18 protein-coding genes, 1 pseudogene and 1 CRISPR repeat array are annotated in these 20,643 nt (G+C 34.9%); of the genes and pseudogenes, 1 reads left to right on the top strand and 18 read right to left on the bottom strand.

Translation table 11 applies throughout. The annotated features are described in order from the left end of the window. Positions 1-25 precede the first annotated feature (25 nt). The 6 genes and pseudogenes from FA707_RS09720 to FA707_RS09745 form a co-directional block, all read right to left on the bottom strand. Entirely contained in the window at positions 26-1,420 is a 1,395-nt protein-coding gene (locus FA707_RS09720; protein WP_425471321.1) for an MDR family MFS transporter, read from the bottom strand. Continuing rightward, positions 1,410-1,850: a MarR family winged helix-turn-helix transcriptional regulator gene (locus tag FA707_RS09725; RefSeq protein ID WP_136954012.1), complete on the bottom strand. Its 441-nt coding sequence runs from the start codon at positions 1,848-1,850 to the stop codon at positions 1,410-1,412. The genes FA707_RS09720 and FA707_RS09725 overlap by 11 nt, the downstream gene beginning before the upstream one ends. A 150-nt stretch (positions 1,851-2,000) precedes the next feature. Beyond that, positions 2,001-2,472: pseudogene (locus tag FA707_RS09730) on the bottom strand (QueT transporter family protein). A gap of 162 nt (positions 2,473-2,634) precedes the next feature. Further along, positions 2,635-3,342: a 3-oxoacyl-ACP reductase gene (locus FA707_RS09735; protein WP_136954013.1), complete on the bottom strand. Its 708-nt coding sequence runs from the start codon at positions 3,340-3,342 to the stop codon at positions 2,635-2,637. Continuing rightward, entirely contained in the window at positions 3,343-3,552 is a 210-nt protein-coding gene (locus FA707_RS09740) for a DUF2829 domain-containing protein (RefSeq protein WP_136954014.1), read from the bottom strand. 103 nt (positions 3,553-3,655) lie between these two features. Continuing rightward, complete coding sequence (locus FA707_RS09745; RefSeq protein WP_136954015.1) at positions 3,656-4,345, bottom strand: TerC family protein; 690 nt, start codon at positions 4,343-4,345, stop codon at positions 3,656-3,658. Positions 4,346-4,664: 319 nt separating this feature from the next. On the opposite strand from FA707_RS09745, the gene FA707_RS09750 reads away from it, so the two are divergent. Beyond that, positions 4,665-5,156, top strand: coding sequence for a DUF2798 domain-containing protein (locus FA707_RS09750; RefSeq protein ID WP_136954016.1), 492 nt, complete (start codon positions 4,665-4,667; stop codon positions 5,154-5,156). 16 nt (positions 5,157-5,172) lie between these two features. On the opposite strand, the gene FA707_RS09755 is transcribed toward FA707_RS09750, so the two are convergent. The 12 genes from FA707_RS09755 to FA707_RS09810 form a co-directional block, all read right to left on the bottom strand. Further along, on the bottom strand, positions 5,173-5,988 hold the full coding sequence (locus FA707_RS09755; protein WP_136954017.1) for a DUF1129 family protein: 816 nt from the start codon (positions 5,986-5,988) through the stop codon (positions 5,173-5,175). Continuing rightward, positions 5,981-6,313: a PadR family transcriptional regulator gene (locus FA707_RS09760; RefSeq protein WP_136954018.1), complete on the bottom strand. Its 333-nt coding sequence runs from the start codon at positions 6,311-6,313 to the stop codon at positions 5,981-5,983. Before FA707_RS09760 ends, FA707_RS09755 begins: the two co-directional genes overlap by 8 nt. Positions 6,314-6,451: 138 nt before the next feature. Further along, on the bottom strand, positions 6,452-6,829 hold the full coding sequence (locus tag FA707_RS09765) for a hypothetical protein (RefSeq protein WP_210409619.1): 378 nt from the start codon (positions 6,827-6,829) through the stop codon (positions 6,452-6,454). A gap of 164 nt (positions 6,830-6,993) precedes the next feature. After that, the gene (locus FA707_RS09770) at positions 6,994-8,310 is read right to left on the bottom strand and encodes an NCS2 family permease (RefSeq protein ID WP_136954019.1); all 1,317 of its coding nucleotides are present in this window, start codon (positions 8,308-8,310) and stop codon (positions 6,994-6,996) included. Between the two features lie 230 nt (positions 8,311-8,540). Beyond that, entirely contained in the window at positions 8,541-8,861 is a 321-nt protein-coding gene (locus FA707_RS09775; protein ID WP_168177398.1) for a YcxB family protein, read from the bottom strand. A 235-nt stretch (positions 8,862-9,096) separates the two neighbouring features. Then, positions 9,097-10,320: direct repeats of the CRISPR family, unit length 36 nt; unit sequence GTTTTGGAAACATTCAAAACAACACAGCTCTAAAAC. A gap of 85 nt (positions 10,321-10,405) precedes the next feature. Next, positions 10,406-11,059: a type II-A CRISPR-associated protein Csn2 gene (gene csn2, locus FA707_RS09780; protein ID WP_136954021.1), complete on the bottom strand. Its 654-nt coding sequence runs from the start codon at positions 11,057-11,059 to the stop codon at positions 10,406-10,408. Then, positions 11,049-11,390 carry a CRISPR-associated endonuclease Cas2 gene (cas2, locus tag FA707_RS09785; protein ID WP_136954022.1) on the bottom strand — a complete coding sequence of 114 codons (342 nt, stop codon included), beginning with the start codon at positions 11,388-11,390 and terminating at the stop codon, positions 11,049-11,051. The genes csn2 and cas2 overlap by 11 nt, the downstream gene beginning before the upstream one ends. Further along, positions 11,387-12,253, bottom strand: a complete 867-nt coding sequence (gene cas1, locus FA707_RS09790; protein ID WP_136954023.1) for a type II CRISPR-associated endonuclease Cas1 — start codon at positions 12,251-12,253, stop codon at positions 11,387-11,389. The genes cas2 and cas1 overlap by 4 nt, the downstream gene beginning before the upstream one ends. Before the next feature lie 2 nt (positions 12,254-12,255). Then, positions 12,256-16,257, bottom strand: coding sequence for a type II CRISPR RNA-guided endonuclease Cas9 (gene cas9 / locus FA707_RS09795; protein WP_136954024.1), 4,002 nt, complete (start codon positions 16,255-16,257; stop codon positions 12,256-12,258). 247 nt (positions 16,258-16,504) lie between these two features. Further along, a complete protein-coding gene (locus FA707_RS09800; RefSeq protein ID WP_136954025.1) occupies positions 16,505-18,178 on the bottom strand; it encodes a ribonuclease J in 1,674 nt (557 codons plus the stop codon). 565 nt (positions 18,179-18,743) lie between these two features. After that, positions 18,744-20,036, bottom strand: a complete 1,293-nt coding sequence (locus FA707_RS09805) for a glycosyltransferase family 2 protein (RefSeq protein ID WP_136954026.1) — start codon at positions 20,034-20,036, stop codon at positions 18,744-18,746. 5 nt (positions 20,037-20,041) lie between these two features. Next, positions 20,042-20,629 carry a hypothetical protein gene (locus FA707_RS09810; RefSeq protein WP_136954027.1) on the bottom strand — a complete coding sequence of 196 codons (588 nt, stop codon included), beginning with the start codon at positions 20,627-20,629 and terminating at the stop codon, positions 20,042-20,044. Between the last annotated feature and the right edge of the window lie 14 nt (positions 20,630-20,643).

Genomic DNA, 20,643 nt, shown 5'->3' on the forward strand with positions numbered 1-20,643 from the left:
TTCCGCACGCTTTTTTATAATATTTTTAACGACTCTCTTTTTTAATACTCAAACCGATAACTAATAATAATACTGAAATACCGCTCATAATTAAGAATGTCATGTTCAATCCGTGCATCTCATTAGCAAGTGTTGAACCCACTTGCGAATGGCTAGCAATATTATGCATTAAACTAACAAATATTGCGGTACCAATCGCTCCTGCAATCGTTCTTAATGACGTCAATAACGCTGTCCCATGAGCCATTAAATGTTGCGGTACTTTACTTGAGCCCCATGTTACGAACGGCATCATCAAGCAACCAATCGCCGCACAACGTAACGCGTTAAGTAATCCTGCTACTATCACGCTAGTTTGTTCATTAATAAAGAACATCCCTAAATTGCTGAACGTTAAAAATAGTGCACCCACAATGGTTAATAATTTCATCCCCAATTTATCATACATCTTACCAGCAATCGGACTAATAAATGCCATCACTAATGAACCAGGTAAAGCGACTAAACCAGAAAGGGTGGCTGACTTACCTAATATGGTCTGAATATATAAAGGTAAAATCATCGTTGAGCCCATCATCACAAGATAAAGTAACATGCTCCCCACGACACTCATGGTGTATTCCTTATTTTTAAATACTCGTAAATCTAAAAACGGTTGACTTAATTTAAATTGACGCAACGCAAATATAATTAATGCAACTAATCCAATACATAACATACCGCCTGAATTGAAACTCATGAATGAATAGGTTCCTATATTGCCGATACCTAACGTCAAACCACTAAAACCAATAGCACTTAAAACGAAAGACACCACATCAAATTTCTTAACTGAAACATCTAACACATTATCAAACACTTTCAATGCCCATATTAATGAAATAACTACGATCACCATGACCACATAAAAAATCATACGCCAATTCGACAAATCAACAATAATTCCGGCGATTGTCGGTGCGACAACTGGCGCCGCACTCAATGATAAACCGTACCATCCCATAATGCTCCCACGTTTTTCTGGCGGATAAATCGTCAATAGAATAACCTGTGCCATCGACGTTAGTATCCCATTACCTGTTGCTTGCAACACTCGAGCAAACATCATCATTGGAAAATTAGTAGCTGTTGCACATAGCACCAATCCTACTAGTGCTAGTAATAACCCACTCACATATAATTTTTTTGTAGGAAAGCGCGTAATTAAGAATGCCGTTAATGGCATCACAATCCCCATCGCTAAAGAATAACCACTTGTCAACCATTGCCCTGTCGTCATATCAATAGATAAGTCTGAAGCAATCGCCGGCAAAGCCGTAGATAGCGCTGTCGCCAACATCGTCAACGCGATACACGTTATCACGATATTGATAAAAATCATCGTCCTTCTTTTGTCACTCAATGTTATACTACTCAATATTTTCTTCCTCCATCTCAAGATAGTACTGTTCTATTTTAGATAAAATATGATAGAACTGTTTTTTTTCTTTTATATCAAGAATATCAACCATTTCTTTATGTGCCTCTACTCTTTTTTGTAAAACTAGTTTTGCTTCGTGACGTCCTTGCTCTGTTAATTCAATCACACTGACACGCTTATCTTGTGGTGAAGTGGTTTTTGAAACATAGCCTTTTTGTTCTAACTTTGCAATCAGCTCTCCTGCTGACGTTGAACGAATTTGTAATACTTCTGCTAGTTCTTTTTGACTCATGCTTCCACGATTATCTAGTGCTAACAAGCAGCGATATTGCCCTCTCATCGGTGTTAAATTACCGTATTTTCTTTCAGCAAAACGACGATTCAAACGATTAACCTCAAAAAACAACTCTACAACTTTTTCATTCTCCATCTTTCAATCGCTCCTTCCTCAAGTTTACTCTCAGTAGTATACATAGGTACCTAACAATTGTCAACGCAAAAAAAAGAACACCGCTCATGCGCAGTATTATTAATCATTTTCCCATTTATTTCAACAATCTATTGTTATTTTCTATTTTAATTATTTCGTAAAATCAATTCTTTTCGATAGCCAGTGAATTAACACGCCACGACGCTCATCAAAAACAGCTCGCCTAAACCAATCGCTAACCAGTTAATGAAAAACGGTGCTTGGTACATAATCTTTAGTTGTCCTGCGACCGTAAACATTGAAATCGCAAAAACAACTGCTGTTACCACTAATTTCACTTTCATCGATTTCATAAGGTACAAACACTCCCAACCACTACATCAATCACCCCAAGTGGCGAAAACATATTGGCGATTGCCACACCTAGCGTGACCGCCAACACATATTTTTTGTTGTATAACGATAAAAAATTAAACATTTCAGAGAGCCTTAATTGGAGCACTCCGAAACTAATCACCGATAGAAAGAGGGTCAGTACAATGTATAACCCTGTCACTAGTCCGATTTTTGCAATTGATTTGGTGTCGAATTGACGACGTACCTGTTCTCTTTGATAAGCCATATTAAATTTGTTCTCCTTTACAAGTTAAACTTGGTAATAACTACAACCAAAGGATGGGAAAATTTCCGACTGAAGTGTTGTAGTGTGAATCTTATTCGCTAATTAATAGCATACACCTTTTTATTAAATAAACAATCTTATTTAAAACATTTTTTGCTATTTTTATTTTAATAACCAGCCACCATCAATCGGCACAATCGCGCCTTGTAAGTAGCTCGCTTGCGGTGTTATCAAGAATAAAGTTAATTCAGTGACTTCTTCTGGGTTCGCCCAACGTTTGACAGGCGTTTCATCTGCCACCCACTCCGCCATTTGGCCATCACCTTCGAAATCAGCTTGCGTCATCGCTGTCTTAATGGCACCTGGCGCAATCCCTTTAAAACTCACGCCTTGCGCTGCATAATCAAGTGCCAACTGCTTCGTGAAACCCGCAACCGCATGTTTAGACATTGTATAAGCCACGCCTCCACCACCAGCAATCATTCCGGCAATTGAGGGCATATTAATCACTGTGCCACGCTTATTTTTCAACATTGACGGTAACACTAATTTGGTCAAACGATACGTGCTTTTAACATTTGTTTCATAAATGTTATCCCACAGTGTTTCATCGGTCTTATGTAGCGGCAAATAATCATCTAAGATCCCGGCTGTATTGAGTAAAATCGTAATCGTTCCGAAACGATTCTTGCACGCCACAACAGCTTGTTCTAAGATCTCATGCTGATGAATATCACCTAGCTGACAATCCACAGTAAACACAAACGCCTCTTGTTCCAAAAACACGCGTGCCTGTGCTAGACCAATTCCTGAAGCGCCACCCGTTACCAACACCACTTGATTAGCTAAATCGTAGTAGCTATTTCTCATTCAACAATCATCCGCTGAAATATCACAGACTGTTGGCTCGAAACTTGAGAAACCTTCGTCACTTGTTTTAATTAAAAAATACGGTGTTACGGGTGAACCATCAAACACTTCACCTTCAACTAGTGTGACATACAGCTCGAAACCACTCCAACCTTTACGAATAATCTTGGCACCCTTCTTTAATTGCGGTAATACTTCTTCAAATGTCATCGTTAATCCTCATTTCTATTAATTTTTTCTCTTTTAATTATACACGTTAACGCGCACAAAAAAGTCGCTCACAGTCATCGTGAACGACTTTTTAATGATTTAATTATGAATTAACAGTTTTGTTTGATCCTTGTAGACGGTTAACCAATAATTTACCTAACACTAAAATCGCACCGAAAATTAATGGTACGGCTGGTGTATGGCTAATATTTGGTACTAAACCATCAACAAATTTTGCAATCGCATGATCTTCAACAAACATTTTTCCTGCTGTATAAGCAATCATCGCTGCCCCAATCCAAATTAAAATCGGATACTTATCCATCAACTTAATGATAACTTGACTACCAAAAATAATAATTGGGATACTCACAGCTAAACCAATGACTGCTAAACCAAAGTGCCCGTCAGCTGTCCCAGCAATTGCTAGTACGTTATCTAAACTCATAACTAAGTCAGCCATTAAGATCGTACGAATCGCTGAAAAATAAGAGCCACCTGATTCTTTAATATGGGCATCTTCATCCGTGTCCGTTTTTAGTAAATCGTAAGCAATATATAATAGTAATAAACTACCAACAATTTTCACATACGGTAACATTAATAATTGAACAGCAATTAACATTAGGATAACTCGTAAAATAATTGCGCCTGCTGTTCCGATCATAATCGCATTTTTACGTTTACTTTCTTCCAAACCACGTGTTGCTAAAGCAATAACGACAGCATTGTCTCCACTTAAGACAATATCAAACAAAATAATTGACGCTAGTTTCGTTGCAAATTCTAACACATTAAAACATCCTTCTTTATCTAGTTTAAAAATACCACAACTAAACACGAAACTTATCGGCTCATGAACACTTGTGAAATTTCCCTTACAAATTATAACGGAGGAGCAAGAAAAATCAAAGTGTTATACATCAAATTTCACAAGAAATTAGAAATTTTTCATGAAAACAATGCAAATCATTAGTTTTGATTTTTTATTTATGTTAATCTACAAAAGGTTAAAAATATAATAGCGTATAATGGTTCAGCAAAAAACAGCTACACGTTTCGACGTGTAGGTATTCTTTGCTGAACTTTTTTATGCTTACAGGAGGACAAACATGGATTTTCATATGAAGTTACCACGTAATGCTAAAGAAGGGATTTTATTCACACTGATTATTGCCTTTTTATCAGTTAATTTGATTGCGCCTATCATCTCAATGTTAGAAGCCGGCTTTACAATGGACACTTATACTACTATCTTGAAAAAAATACCCTTTATCTTCATAACGGTTTTAGTTGTCGTGTCATTGTTACACCCGTTAGGCTCAAAATTAGCACAAAAAATCGTGGGGGAAAACGATAGTTTCAATTCAAAAATCATTATTGACACACTATGCACTGTTTTCTTCATGTCAATGGTGATGACCGTTATTGGTAGTTGGTTCGGAATGGGGGAAATATCACTAGCACCATTCAAAACATATTTCCAAAAATGGCCACGTAATTTTGGTGTGGCCTTTGCCATTGAATTGTTAGTGGCACAACCTATCGCACGTGCCGTGATGAATGCCATGCATAAAAAACAAGACGCTAAATTAGCAAAGTAACGAAAAAAAAGAAGCCTTAACGGGCTTCTTTTTTTTCCAAATATTTTACAACACCTACAACGATTACACCCATTAAAACCAGTCCAATGAATGTAATTTTTTCTTCAGACCAAGTTGTGAAATAATATAAAGCTTGTTGTACCAATCCGCAGCACCCAACTAGCGCTCCTATTCGATACAACCAACGCCATCCCTCACCAAATCGAGAGCTGATATCACAAATCAACATAATCACGATAAACAAGCCAATTATCAACACATTATATGGAAAACTAATCGTGAAATTCCAAGTATTTGGTAAAAAAGTTGCTATATAACCACTAATCCCCAAAAATATCATTGGAAGCATTCCATACTTGAACATATCGAGATATTTATTTTTCACCTTTTGGTACACCGATTTTTTAGTCATCTGTATAAATAGTCCCACATATATCGGGACAATAATAATGGACATAGCGTAAAACAATGGATTAATGGTCGCAACTTTCGATCCACCAAAATCCGTTATCATAAAGGCTAACCAAAAAATCGCTACAATAAATGTTACTAACTTAAAACGAGATTTCCAACTAGAAGGCGGGGTATTTTTTAATAATTCATCAGCGATTGCCTGAGAATCTTGACCAAAGAATTCTTCTGCTCTTTCACCATGCGACTGTGCTTCTACTAAGTCAACGGCAATTTGATAGATCTGTTCATTCAATTTCTCCTCATCCAAAAAAATACTGGATAAACCTAAGTACTGTTGAATTTTACCGAAAAACACTTTATTTTTGGGCGTTAACTGTTCTGCCAATTGATTGGCTTGTTCACGATAGTTTTTAGACATGTTTGTCCGCTCCTTCCATTAACCGATCCACTTTTCCGACTAATTCTTGCCATTGATTTTTAAAACCAGACAAATACGCTTGCCCTTCTGCCGTAATCGTAAAATACTTACGGTCAGGTCCTTCCGGTGATTTTTTCATTTCGCCATCAATGAAGCCATTTTTTTCTAATTTCTGTAGTAACGGATAAATCGTACCACCGATAATCGTTTGAAATCCCGCAGCCTTTAAGCGTTGCACTAATTCATAACCGTATATCTCCTCTTCAGCAATAATCGCTAATACACAACCATCGAGTACGCCTTTTAATAATTGTGTTTCTTTCATTGGCCTCTCCTACTCCCTAGCTATTATGTTTTACATACTAGTTACAACTATAGAATAGCACACCCTCACTAGTATGTAAAGCAAACTAGTAGGAAACAAAAAAACGCTACTCAATTTGAGTAACGTTACTTGTTCTTATTAAGCCTCTTGTTTTTTTGATTTCATCGTCCAAACAGTTAAGCTGACAACGCCCATCACCATCATCGCAATGCTACGTGGCATAATTTTTGGATCCATCGCGAACATGACATTCGTACGGAACCAGCTTTGGAATGGTAGCCCTATCCCTAGTAATACCGCAAAGAATAAAATCTTTGTCATTAAAGATTTACCCTTCATTTTTTTAATATTATGGTTAACAAATAAGCGTAATAAACCTAATCCTAAACCAACCGTAAAGAAAATTGGTAAAAATAGACGAGCAGCTGAACCAGCGTATAATGCTTGGATTAATAAGGTAAGGCTACCTGTAAGTGCGACACCTAAAACAATATTTTTAATCATTTCTTTATTCATCTCATGACTCCTTTAAGTTTCAATTCAATTCATTTCATCTTCAACGAAGATTATCGTATCATAGGGAATATTTTTTTGTCAACGAAATTGACATATTTCGACATTTATTTAACAAAAAAGCCTAGTGATTTTTCAATCACTAGACTTCATATCATCTTTATGTATTACTTATGTGCATTTAATATCCACATAAACCCAACAAATACAAAGAATAAAGCGTACATAATTGGTGAGACTTCTTTACCACGTTTGGCTGCGATCATTGTAATTGGATAGAAAATAAAGCCTAACGCAATCCCATCAGAAATGCTGTAAGTTAACGGCATACCGATTAAAATTAAAAAGGCTGGTATCGCAATTTCAAGTGCGCCCCAATCAATATCGCGTAATTCTTGCGCCATTAACACTCCAACAATAATTAAAGCTGGTGCCGTTACTTGTGACGTTACCACTGATAAAAGTGGTGAGAAGAATAACCCAAAAATAAAGAAAATACCAGTTGAAATAGCTGTTAAACCTGAACGTCCACCAACTGCAATTCCTGAAGAAGACTCAACATACGCCCCTACTGGAGATGTTCCTAATAATGAACCTGCCATCATCGCTGCTGAATCAGCTGCTAACGCTTTACCCACACGTGGCATTTTGTTGTCTTTCATAAAACCAGCTTGGTTCGCTAAACCAACTAACGTACCAGCCGTATCAAAGAACGTCACTAATAAAAACGTTAAAACAACTACAACTAATTGAATCGAATTAATATCTTTCACATGACTCAACGCTACCATGAAGGTTGGTTTCAAACTTGGTGCAGCTGAAACGATTTTTTCCGGAGCCGCAATTAAACCCGTTCCTAATCCTAATAACGTTGTCGCTGCCATCCCGATAAAAATCGCACCGGGCACTTTGCGAATCATTAAAATAGCTGTCGCTACCAAGCCAAAGATTGTTAACCAAGTCGCCCCGTTAGTCAACGGTCCTAAACCAACTAAAGTTGATTCATTCGCGACAATAATACCCCCTTCATTCAATCCTAAGAAGGCAATAAATAACCCGATACCGCCACCGATTGCATGTTTCAAATCAGATGGAATCGCGTCAATAATCATTTCACGCAATTTAAAAACGGTAATTAGAATAAAAATTAATGAAGCGACAAAAACGCCTGCTAACGCTGTTTCCCAAGGTACTCCCATCCCAATACAAACTGTATAAGAGAAGAAGGCATTAATTCCTAGCGCTGGAGCAGTCGCAATTGGATAACGAGCTAATAACCCCATTAAAATACAGCCAAAAGCACTCGCCAATGCCGTCGCGGTGAAAACAGCCCCTTCATCCATTCCTGAAGCTCCTAAAACAGATGGATTCACGAATAGAATATACGCCATCGAAATAAACGTTGTAAAACCAGCTAAAATTTCACGACGGACTGTCGTATTTAGCTTCTCAATCTCGAAATAAGAAAGAATTTTGTCTTTCATACTATTTCCTCCTAAAACCGAACATTAAAATCAAATATTCTTATTTTTTTATTTTTTTAACACAACGCTATTTATCTTATACTAAAAAAGTTAGGAAGTAAACTAAAAAGCTAAAAGTAACCCTTTACATTTGATAATGATTAAAATCACCTAACTTCTTATCCAAAAAGCATTTATTATACAAAAAAAGCCACTATTACTCTTTAAATGAATAATAGCGACCTATAAGCTTAAATGTCAAACTTTTTAACATTCTTTGAAAAATTGCGCTTAATAATATCTAATAATTCCTCTTGTTCAGCCTGTGTTAAGACACGTTTGGGAAGCGTGCTAATTTGATGTTCCGTAAATTCAAATAAGAAAAATTTCTTAGTCTCGTAAACATTGCCCACTGATTGCCAACTAATTCGCGAAAATTCATGTCGCGCATTATTCACAATAAATCCTTGATCATCAATCGTCACTGTCACCTTTTCAAACGCCACTTGATTATTAGGCTTTTTAACCCAACGCTTAGCCGTTAACACACCTGAATAGTAGCCGGCTAACATGATTAAAACACCGATTAATATTTCTCCTACAAAAAAACAAACTATACAAAACATTAGACATAGATGTCAAAAATTCCCAAACACTGATGATATTATAAAAACCATGCAGAACTACTAAAAAACCAACTAGAAAATAAAACCAGACTAACCCTTTACTAATTTTATTGATTTTCCGAGCGTAAAGAGCATTCATACGAATAAATTCATCTTTTGTTTCAATCGTTATTTTCTTATCCGATTGGAAACATTCAAAACAACACAGCTCTAAAACCAATATCCAATCTTAATCTTTTTGACAATCGTTTTGGAAACATTCAAAACAACACAGCTCTAAAACTAGCTTGCAATACACCATCATATTCTTTCAGTTTTGGAAACATTCAAAACAACACAGCTCTAAAACTATATGCCTATCATGAAGAGCACCCACGCCGTTTTGGAAACATTCAAAACAACACAGCTCTAAAACACGTTCTTCTTCGCTAGGCTCTGGTCCTTGGTTTTGGAAACATTCAAAACAACACAGCTCTAAAACAACAACGAGCGAACAGCGAGGCGTAGTTCAGTTTTGGAAACATTCAAAACAACACAGCTCTAAAACTCGAATTGGGAGCTGGGTGGATGAAAGGAAGTTTTGGAAACATTCAAAACAACACAGCTCTAAAACGCTCGTAAGCTTCAGCGAATTCTAGTAACGGTTTTGGAAACATTCAAAACAACACAGCTCTAAAACAGAATTGCTTTAGTAACTTCATCTATTTGAGTTTTGGAAACATTCAAAACAACACAGCTCTAAAACTTTCAGATAAAAGCATATCAGAATCTTTAGGTTTTGGAAACATTCAAAACAACACAGCTCTAAAACACTTATCAGAATTGGTGGAGTTAGCAGAGTGTTTTGGAAACATTCAAAACAACACAGCTCTAAAACTTGGGCAAGCTAAACTTTCGATAATTTGTAGTTTTGGAAACATTCAAAACAACACAGCTCTAAAACAGGTTAAACAGTAAGCTTTTTGGAGCTGAAGTTTTGGAAACATTCAAAACAACACAGCTCTAAAACGTGATTACGTGACATTTATCCATGAAGAATGTTTTGGAAACATTCAAAACAACACAGCTCTAAAACAACCAATCAATTTATCAATCGAAACTGCCAGTTTTGGAAACATTCAAAACAACACAGCTCTAAAACAAGGTATCAGTCGTGTAATGACTTCTGAAAGTTTTGGAAACATTCAAAACAACACAGCTCTAAAACTTCCGAAAGCTACGTTTGCATCTGTTGAGTGTTTTGGAAACATTCAAAACAACACAGCTCTAAAACTCGAAGATTAAATATAAGGTAAAGGCTAAAGTTTTGGAAACATTCAAAACAACACAGCTCTAAAACATTGGAATTACTTTTTCGTTGACCCAGCGTGTTTTGGAAACATTCAAAACAACACAGCTCTAAAACCTCGCAGAAAAATCTTTCTACGGAATTTCGTAATCGCACTGCTCATCCTAGCAAGATTTTAGTCTTGAACATTTCCATCTCTTTACTAATTCGTTAAATAAAAATCATTATCTAAAACAATTTGTTCTACACCTTCTATTCTACGTGGTTCAATCATTAAGACTGGACTATTTTGCAAAGAAATGTAAGATATTAATTCCTGTAATTCTTCTTGACTATAGTAGGAACAACTATTAATTAAAACTAACAGTTTTTTCTTTTTCAACTTCTTATACAAATCTATTATTTCTAGTGTAGTTTCAAAAATTGAGGATTGCATCGAATTGACTTTCAATTTAAAAAACTTGTAAACATCTTGTATTTCTGGTTCCTCCATAATCAAATCTAAATCATATTCTATTGAATCATTTATTAGGCAATCGTGTATATGATTCAAATAATATTCTATATTGGATTTTTTCTCAGGATCATCATTCAAATGTTCGGCTAACTCTTGATAAATCAACTTTAATATACTTGAACTATTCATATCAAAAGATAAGATATCCGTTATGACCATCAATTCTGAAACTAATAATGATCGCTGTGTTTTTTCGAAAATTTTCAACTGATTACTTGTTTCACCATACTGATAAAAATCTTTTATCAAATTAGAAAACACCTTAGTATCTTCTACAACAAATATGGTAGGTCTTTCAATTTCAATTGCCGTTTCTAATAAAGGAAAATTAATCTTCATCTTCAAATTCTCCTAAGATAATCAATCGACTATCCGTATTTCTTATTGACGTGTCTCGTTCTCCATTCAAGTACACCATTCTAGAAAATTGTTTTTCTGTAACCGTCAACAAAGTAATCATGCCACTTTTAGGGTTATTTTGTTTCAATCTTGTAATCATCGCTTGATTTGCACTACCATTTAACAATATTTTACTATAAACAGAGTATTGATGCATTATAAAACCTTCATTTATTAAAAATTTACGAAACTTTCGATATGCTTTTCGTTCATCTGAAGTGTCTACTGGCATATCAAACATTAGTATCATTCTCATATATCGATAACTCATCTTTCAAATTTGGGTACTCCTTCACTTTCGGAATTTAGTACTTTAACAGTTTTCTTGACGTAATCTTTCACTATATTTGATAGATACATTTCTTTTTCACGATAAATATAAGTATTCTGAAACAGTTGAAACAAGGCACGTTTAATAGTTGGAAACTTAGACTGTCGGTGTTCATAGACAATCTCATCAACTAGCGGGCGAAAAGGCTCCATTAAATCGCTAGCTAAATTAAAATCATTGAACTGATTAGCATGTTTCAAACCAAATTGTGTCATACATCCAGCAACTACTATTTCTCGAGCAAATAAACTCATCAACAGTGTGTAGCCATAATCTAGTCCCGCATTAATGTCATTATTTTGTGCCCTAGAAAACTTTGTTCCAAATAATGTATTAAAATAGGTTCTCGCTGCGTGTCCCTCTCGATTAGTTGGATCATAAACTTCTAATGTTTCGTACAACATCATAATGGCTTCAGCCTTTTCTTGGAATTCTACTTTCCTTAAAAATCGTGATTGATTAATGATTTTTTGAGAAATAATCTCCGTCCAAACTAACGCTTTAAGATTTTCATCCCATTCAATTTGCTTGCCTAATTGCAAGCTACTATCATGTCGTGCATAATACGGCATGATAGTGGCTTTGGGTAATCGTTTATCGTCACAAAATATTACTAGAACGTTCTCATCAACAAGTCGTTTCATTAACATTGTCGTGATTAAAATATCTGTTGTTTCTAGTAACAAAATATCTATTTCTGATAGATGAATCATTTCTTGTAGCGTGGCTGATTTAAAAATCAAATGGTTATTCTTATAAGATAGCTTTGAGTGAGTATTAACTACTACCGTACGCCATCCCATAACTATTCACCTAATTTATAACGTGTTTCATACAATCCTGTGATTGATTGGAAAATCATAACCGAATTAATAACATTATTTAACTGTCTTCTGTATCTTTTTTGTGGTATTTTCACACCTAAAAATTCGATATTTGCAGATGTCCCCATCCTAGTTATAGTTAGTAAATTTATGACATCTTTGGATAATTGTTCTAAACTATTTTTTTGATTTTTGTATGCTTCTCTTAGCAAAACACCTACTGATTTATCCCCGGGCTTAACATATGTTTCATAAAATTCAATTACTCTTTCTATCAGTTCATGTACTATATCTAGTGATTCTATGAATACCTCTCTTTCTTCTTTACTCAAATTTTCATATCGCTTAGCTAGATATAAAAATTTAAGTATTGAATTAGATACTATAAATTGATTTCCTTTTTGTAATTCATCTGCTCCGGTAATTAAACGTCTAACCCCATTAGATTCTTCAAACAAAGTATTAATCGGCAATATCTTTATTAACTTAGGATTTACATAGCCTTTATTTTCTAAAAACTTTGTACTATTCAGTTCAAATAACCCCTTATCCATTCGATTAATACTTATAACTTCTGTTTTTCTCTTTATATTTTTCCCATGTGTAATAACTGCAAAGTACAACGATTGAGATTTTTTATATCCGCCATATTTCTTAGTATTTAATCCTCGTTTAACAGGGATTAACTTATCTGATTCATCTTTTTTATAAATTGTACTATCATAAAATTCTCCTGAGCCTATTTCCACTTTTTTCACAATATTCATTTGTCGAGAATTCATCACTTTTTTTACACGAGTAATATCTTCTTGATTCCATTTATCGCCATACTGATAATCTTCTTTGTTTACTTCACCAAAGAATTTCATTAAATTACTGTAACGTATTTTCTCTTGTGTCGCTTTATTATCACCTTTAAGTTTAACTTTACGGTATTGGCCATATACTAGATCACTGGTCAAATTAGGGTACACTTTTAAAAGCGTATTCGCTACAACGCACGCTAAATAGGCATCGTGAGCGTGGTGATAATCATTGACTTCACGTACTTTATAAAACTCATACGTCTTTCTGAACTGACTGGTTAACGCAGATTTAATTGTGACCACCTCAACATCTGACTGCTCGGCATGGTTATATCGATGGTGTAATAATTGCGCCACATTTTTTGTAATTTGACGAGTTTCAACTAGCTGACGATTAATAAAGCGAGCTTTGTCACCTTCGTTTAGACCGCCACGTTCAGCTTTGGTTAAGTTATCAAATTTTCGTTCCCCAAGTAACCCAACTTTTAAAAGACGTTGCCAATTCGCTTTTTGACTAGTAACAACTTCTCTACTAGGTACATCATCTGATTTCCCACGGTTTCCTTTTTGTGTTACTAATACACGATTCTCAATCGAATTATCCGTCACATAACTTTGAGGAATAATATGATCAATATCGTATTCATTTAGGCGACCAATATCTAAAGATTCACCAGTATACATGTCCTTACCATTTTGAAGATAGTACAAGAACAATTTATCCTTATTTAAAGCTTCATTACTAACAGGATACTCACTTAGTAATTGACTTCCCAATTCTTTTAATCCTGTTTCAATTTTTTTCTTACGACGCGCAGATTTCTTTTTCCCTTCACTTGTGATTTGATTCTCACGGGCCATTTCAATAATGATTCTCTGTGGTGGATATCCCATAATACTAATTAATTCATCTACCACTTTAATACTTTGCGTAATCCCTCTTTTAATCGCTGGGCTTCCTGCTAAATCTTGTACTAAATCCTCAATGACCTTATCATCTGCAATTTCTTGACAACTTTCAATTTCTTCTTTAAATGATAATCTACTATCATTGATTAGTTGCATCAAATTGCGATTAGGATGACGCGGAGAACCATCATCTTCCATTAAAAAATCCATTATAGTTTTATGTGTATTTCTATCACGAATGCCTGTAAGCAATTTTTGAGAAAATCTCGCCCAGCCCGTATAGTGACGGCGAGCTAATTTCTTCATCGTTTCTTTTGAAAAAGGTAAGTTTAACTTGTCTAACTGTTCTTTAGCCATTTCACGATTTTTAAATAATGTTAAAACTTTAATGATATCTTCTAAAACTTCTTCGTTCTCTTCATCATCTAAAAAAGTAGCAGTTATTCCCGTCTTTATCAAATCATGATACGTGCCGAAACTAGCATTGAATTGTTTATCTATACCACTCTTAATTTGAGCCGTTTCAACTTGCAGTTCTTGTTGTAAATAGGCTTCTAACTTATTTTTAGTAACTCGACGTTCCTTTTTAAATAACTCTTCAAATATTCTCTCTTTATCTTCCCCAGAAAAATTCAATTCGCGCCCGCGATCATCAATATACGTTACTTTCGTTAATTCATTTAGCACCATATATTTCTCATAGATTAAACTATGCTTAGGCAGCACTTTTTCTTTTGGTAAATACGTATCAAAATTAGTCATTTTTTCGATAAAGTTAACGGCTGACTCGCTTTTATTTACCTTATCGTAAAAATTATATGGAGTAATACTGCCTGATTCTTTTCTTACTAACCATGAGAAATCACTACCACCATTAGCTAATGGCCCTACAAAGTATGGGATTCTAAATGTTAACAGTGTTTCTAATTTTTCTTGATTGTCCAATAAAAACGCATAATATTGTCCTTGATTGGCAATAATTGCTCTCAATTCTGATAAATGAATTTGATGTGGAATAATCCCGTTGTGAAACGAACGTTGTTTAAGTAAAAATACTTCTCGCTCAATCTTATCTAGAAATTCTTCAGAACCTTCAATTTTCGCGATTTTCCCTTTAATATATTTGTAAAATGCCTCTTGATTTACTTTTGATGAATTATTAATATAACCTGCATAGCCTGCTTGTGTCTCATCTGAAAAAATCGCATAATATTCTTTCTCAAGCTTTTGTTTACAAAACTGTTTAAATCTCGCTAAGTCTTCTTGATGATTTTCATATTTTTCAATCATACTACTAGATAGTTTGGCACCTGTTTTTGTGTCTGATGTACTAATTATTCTGCTTAGTTCAATCGCTTTGTAAACATTCCTTGCCTTATCAAATAGCTCGGCGTATTCATCTCCAACAAGACTTAAAAGTTCTTCTAAATCTTCATCGAAGTCTTCTTTAGAAAACTGTAACTTATAACTTTCTTCTAAATCCTCAAAAATATTTTTTGCATCACCTTGTAAGCCTACTATTAATTTTAAAAATTGCATTAATTTTCCATTTCTTTTTTCAGATGGGTATAAGGTAAGCGACTGCTCTGTTTTTTTAGTTTTCGATAATGTTGAAGTTAAAATATCCTCAATATGATTAGAAAACTTCAAGTAGTTAACATACGTTTTATCCGCTTGTTGTTGGAACAAATCATTGTACTCTTCTAAGAACAACTTAAATGTTTCTAATACCGAGCTATTTTCAGCTTCTAAATCACCTTCTATAAGAAAATGACCACGATATTTAAGAATATGGGCAATTGCTAAATAAACTAGTCGTAAATCATACTTTGTATTATCATCAGCCAACGCTTTTCTTAAATGATAAATAGTAGGGAATTTCTTATGGTAATCGACTTCCTCCTCAAGAGTAGCAAATATGGGATACTTACTATATTCTTTTTCCTCTATCACTTTAAAACTTTCATCTAATCGATAAAAGAAATTTTGGTCAATACCTTGCATCTCTTCTTGAAAAATAGCTTGTAAATAACGTAAACGATTATTCCTTCTAGTGTAACGTCTTCTAGTCGTTCTTTTTAAACGCGTATCTTGTGCAGTCTTTCCTTCCTCGAATAACCTAACACCCCAAAAATTCTTCTTAACAGATGAATGATGTGTGTTCCCTTGTACGTTCATTCTTCTTTTGATTACTCGATGATTATCATCTACAACCGCCCACCCTACTGAATTCGTACCGATATCTAAACCAATTGAATATTTTTTCATACTTCCTCCTTTTTACGTTGATTATTTGAACCGAAGATGCTATACTATCTTTGGAAACATTCAAAACAACATAGCGAGTTAAAATAAGGCTTTGTCCGTTCCCAACTTTTGTGACGCTGTTCTCGGCGTTTTTTTATTACACAAAAAGAATACCATATAAAACGCTTACACAAAATATAAATTAACAAAATTATTAAAAAAGTAGTAGCCCAATTCCAACATTAGGCTACTACTTTTTCTATATCCATTATTTCCGTCTTTGACTTGATTCCATAATCACCGGTAATATCACTGGGCGACGTTTGGTTTGGTCAAATAGGTAGCGACTTAATTGGTCGCGAATTTCTTGTTTTAGTTTGCTCCACTCAAAATCGTTATCGACTAACTGTTCTTCAACAATTTTTTCAACGATTTTAGCACTTTCTTCCACTAACTCACGGTTATCCTTCACATAGACAAAGCCACGTGTTGAGATTTGTGGTTTCGCCACAATTTTACGTGTTTTACGGTTAATCGTCGTAACAGCGATGAAGACGCCATCTTCTGATAAAATACGACGATCGCGTAAGACGATGTTCCCAATATCACCAACACCGATACCATCAACCATAATATTTTGAGCTTCGACACTGCCTGCCATATGCATACGTTTACCATCATACTCAATAACATCACCACGACCTGTAATGAAGATGTTGCGGTAATCAATCCCAACATCATGTGCTAAATCAGCATGCGCCGCTAAGACACGGTACTCACCTTGAATTGGCACAAAGTAACGTGGTTTCATCAAGTTAATCATCAACTGTAAATCAGCTGGGCTACCGTGGCCTGATACTTTAATATTATCAGAAATCGTACGCACAGTTGCGCCTGAACGATAGACCATATTTTCAGTTTTCGCCATTTCAGTTTCCATGGCCGTTGAAGGGGTCGTTGTAATATAAACTAAATCGCCCTCACCTAATTGAATACCGCGACCACGTTGATTCGCCATACGTTGTAATGATTTAATCGGTTCGCCGTGACGACCTGTTTCTAAAATCAACAACTCTTCTGGTTGATAATTCTTCATATCTTGATATTTAATAATCAAATCGTCACTAGGTAACGTTAATTTATTTAAACGAATCGCTACTTCAATGACTTCATTCACATTGCGACCTGTCAATACGACTTTACGCATTGCGCGATGTGCTGCGTTAAAGATTTGTTGTAGACGTTGAATGTTATTAGCAACAGCCGCTACAATAATACGGCCATTCCAGTACTTCACCGTATCTTCCACTTCTTCAGCAATTTGTTTTTCAGAGACTAATTGTGCAGGATTTTCAGCGTTAGATGAATCACTTAATAACGCAAAAACGCCTTTTTGTCCGATTTCAGCTAAACGTCCAAAATCTGTCTTATACATATCAATCGCACTGTGATCAAACTTAAAGTCACCAGTATAAACAATGCTGCCTTCTGTTGAACCTAGTACAATCCCTAATGAATCAGGAATGGTATGCGTGGTTTTGAAGAAACTTACCGTACTTGTCGGGAAGTCGATTTCTGTCAGCTCATTTACCACATGGAAATCTTTGAATTTTTTTGAACCAGGATAACCGGTTGTCGCTAGCTTCGCTAATTCAATCGTTAATTCTGAACCAAAAACTGGCATTTCAACCGCCGCTAATAAATAAGGTAGCGCACCAATTGCATCCGCATGACCATGTGTTAAGAACACACCGACGATACGGTCTTTATTTTCTACTAAATAAGAAAAATCAGGAATAACAGAATCAATTCCTAATAAATCATTTTCTGGATATTGTAATCCACAATCTAAAATATAGATATCCTCTTCTATTTCAGCTACGTACATGTTTTTACCATTCTCACGTACGCCACCAAAAGGGATGATTTTTATTGAACTCACAAACTTCACCTCTTTATTTTATTAATAAACCTTTCATTAAGGACTGTTGAGGCTGAACGAAAGAAAAGCTATTTGCCTCATCCTTTTTTCAAATGTTGAAAGTTGAAAAAGGTTACACAAACAGCTTTTTTCTTTTTCGTCGGCCTTCTCAAGTCTTAATTGTCTATTTTCTATGTCAGTTCTATTACTTCTTGACTATATTCTATCATATTCTCATTAAAATAGCTTGCGTTAATGCTATCCTACTTTTGAGATTTAATAAAAAAAGAACCTCTTTCATTTACTCATAGTTTTATAACTTGAATAAATAAAAGATGTTCTTTATAATTAATAATCATAAACAAAATAACGGTTTGATATGCATAAAAAACGCACATATGTATAATTATCACGTTTTCCGTTGTATATCCTTTATATTCTTACCAACAGATTCTCGTGTATTCGGCACTAAAAGGAGAGATTACTATGTTATACGCGATCGTATTAATCATTTTACTATTAAAAATCTCTATCATTGTAAGATGCATAAATATTGAATGCTCTCAAAAAAAAAACAACGAAATGACTAATCATTATTAGTAGAAATCATTTGAACGCGTTCTGGACTTTTCCAAGTACCTGAACCAAATCCTAAAATGGTTTTAACCGCTGGAATAAACGTAGTCGTAATCGTAATAGCATTCATTTGCCAATATAAAATCATATAAAAAGGTGCAAAAATCAAATATTTAAACTTACGACCTTTGTTATCTAAAATTAACGACGCGATCAGTTGGATAATTCCAGAGAACATCTCCATCGTAATAAAGATAAACGCCATCGCAAACATATGCTGGATTCTTTCCGTATTACCCGTTGCTAAATAGTACATTAACGTGAAAGAAAAAATAAACATCGACACCACATAAAACAAACTCCACACAATACTCAATGTTTGATCTATAAACAAGACAACTTTTGGTAAATTTTTAATTGGATTACTGAAAACGCGCTTAAAGTTCGTCAACCACACTTCTGTTCCACCTTTTGCCCAGCGTTTACGTTGTAAATACAACATTTCTAATGAGCTTGGCACATTCATGAAGAACATAATTTCTGGTGCAAACACTGCACGCCATCCAAAGAACTGATGATCCCAACAAATACTAATATCTTCTGTTGCACGGTCTTGTCTAAACAAGCCGACATCGATTAAGGCAGCTTTACGATACATCGTATTAGCGCCACTGTATGAATACATCGAACCTAACATGCCCATTTGTGCTCGTTTAATCGTTCCAACAATACTTGAAAACTCTACAGTTTGAGACTTTTCAATTAAACGGTCACGATTTTGGACGTCCATATTCGCTGTGACAGCGGCAATGTTACGACCTTCTTCAGAAAGAAAATAGTTCATGTATTTATTTAAAGCGTCAACTTCTGGCACCGTATCAGCATCATTACTTAAAATGTACTCTCCTTTAGCAAACGATAACCCTAAATTAAAGGCATGAGCTTTCCCTTTATTCGCTTCAACACGTACAACACGTAATTTTTCATACTGTGCAGATAAACGTGCCAAAATAGCTGGTGTTTGGTCAGTTGAACCATCATCCATCACTAAAATTTCATAGTTTTGATATAGTAATTCATTCATTAAATAATGAATCGTTTGTTCAATCATGACTTCTTCATTATGTGCTGGAATCATAATCGTTACCATTGGCTGTTCTTCAGGCGCGATACGTTGAAACTCTTGAATTTCGTGTTGATACAAAAATTTATAACATAAAACCCCTACTACTAAAAACATCGCACCCAAAATAGGGTATAGCGACAAAACTGTAAATAAAAATTCTCCTACCTCTTTAAACATGTCTCTTAAAATCCTCCATCTTGGTACAAATCACTGACAAAACTAGCGTCGAAATTCTTCTCTTCACTAATCGAATAATACTTAACGGCTTGTCTTTCTTGCACTGAACCAAAACGCTCGGTATAAACTTCTTCCAATAATGCAGCTTTCCCTGCTACTCTTTTTTCATCGTATGTTACTTGTTTCTTATAATAATTTTTAATCATGTAGTTGTTTCTAAGCGTTAATAATAACCCCACTACTAAAAATACAACCAACGCGACTAATAAAAAGTCAACGACTGTATGGTACATTTTAAACCCTTCACGATACTTCCATTGAATGAACGTTAAAGGTTTTACTTTAAAGTAAATCGAGTTCAACGTAATGACGACTGGCGCGACCACTAAAAACCACATACTTAACGACAACAAACTTTGATAAATTTTTAATTTATAATGCTTTTTACCAAAAAAACGATCCGTAACAAAATCTGACATTACTAATTCCCCCAAATAGTTAATAATACAAACCGCTAAATATGCTACCTTAACAACTTTAATCCCTTGTTTAATTAGTTCATTAATGGCGTATAACTTTACCGATTTTTCCATTATATCACTACCGT

This window comes from Vagococcus zengguangii, from assembly GCF_005145005.1.
Taxonomy (GTDB): domain Bacteria; phylum Bacillota; class Bacilli; order Lactobacillales; family Vagococcaceae; genus Vagococcus_A; species Vagococcus_A zengguangii.

Bases quoted from the DNA above. Each gene is read 5' to 3' on its own strand.
- FA707_RS09810 (WP_136954027.1), bottom strand. From the start codon at position 20,629: ATGGAAAAATCGGTAAAGTTATACGCCATTAATGAACTAATTAAACAA.
- cas9 (WP_136954024.1), bottom strand. From the start codon at position 16,257: ATGAAAAAATATTCAATTGGTTTAGATATCGGTACGAATTCAGTAGGG.
- FA707_RS09755 (WP_136954017.1), bottom strand. From the start codon at position 5,988: ATGTCTAAAAACTATCGTGAACAAGCCAATCAATTGGCAGAACAGTTA.
- FA707_RS09760 (WP_136954018.1), bottom strand. From the start codon at position 6,313: ATGAAAGAAACACAATTATTAAAAGGCGTACTCGATGGTTGTGTATTA.
- FA707_RS09765 (WP_210409619.1), bottom strand. From the start codon at position 6,829: ATGAATAAAGAAATGATTAAAAATATTGTTTTAGGTGTCGCACTTACA.
- FA707_RS09805 (WP_136954026.1), bottom strand. From the start codon at position 20,036: ATGTTTAAAGAGGTAGGAGAATTTTTATTTACAGTTTTGTCGCTATAC.
- csn2 (WP_136954021.1), bottom strand. From the start codon at position 11,059: ATGAAGATTAATTTTCCTTTATTAGAAACGGCAATTGAAATTGAAAGA.
- FA707_RS09770 (WP_136954019.1), bottom strand. From the start codon at position 8,310: ATGAAAGACAAAATTCTTTCTTATTTCGAGATTGAGAAGCTAAATACG.
- FA707_RS09775 (WP_168177398.1), bottom strand. From the start codon at position 8,861: ATGTTAGCCGGCTACTATTCAGGTGTGTTAACGGCTAAGCGTTGGGTT.
- cas1 (WP_136954023.1), bottom strand. From the start codon at position 12,253: ATGGGATGGCGTACGGTAGTAGTTAATACTCACTCAAAGCTATCTTAT.
- FA707_RS09725 (WP_136954012.1), bottom strand. From the start codon at position 1,850: ATGGAGAATGAAAAAGTTGTAGAGTTGTTTTTTGAGGTTAATCGTTTG.
- cas2 (WP_136954022.1), bottom strand. From the start codon at position 11,390: ATGAGTTATCGATATATGAGAATGATACTAATGTTTGATATGCCAGTA.
- FA707_RS09750 (WP_136954016.1), top strand. From the start codon at position 4,665: ATGGATTTTCATATGAAGTTACCACGTAATGCTAAAGAAGGGATTTTA.
- FA707_RS09740 (WP_136954014.1), bottom strand. From the start codon at position 3,552: ATGACATTTGAAGAAGTATTACCGCAATTAAAGAAGGGTGCCAAGATT.
- FA707_RS09735 (WP_136954013.1), bottom strand. From the start codon at position 3,342: ATGAGAAATAGCTACTACGATTTAGCTAATCAAGTGGTGTTGGTAACG.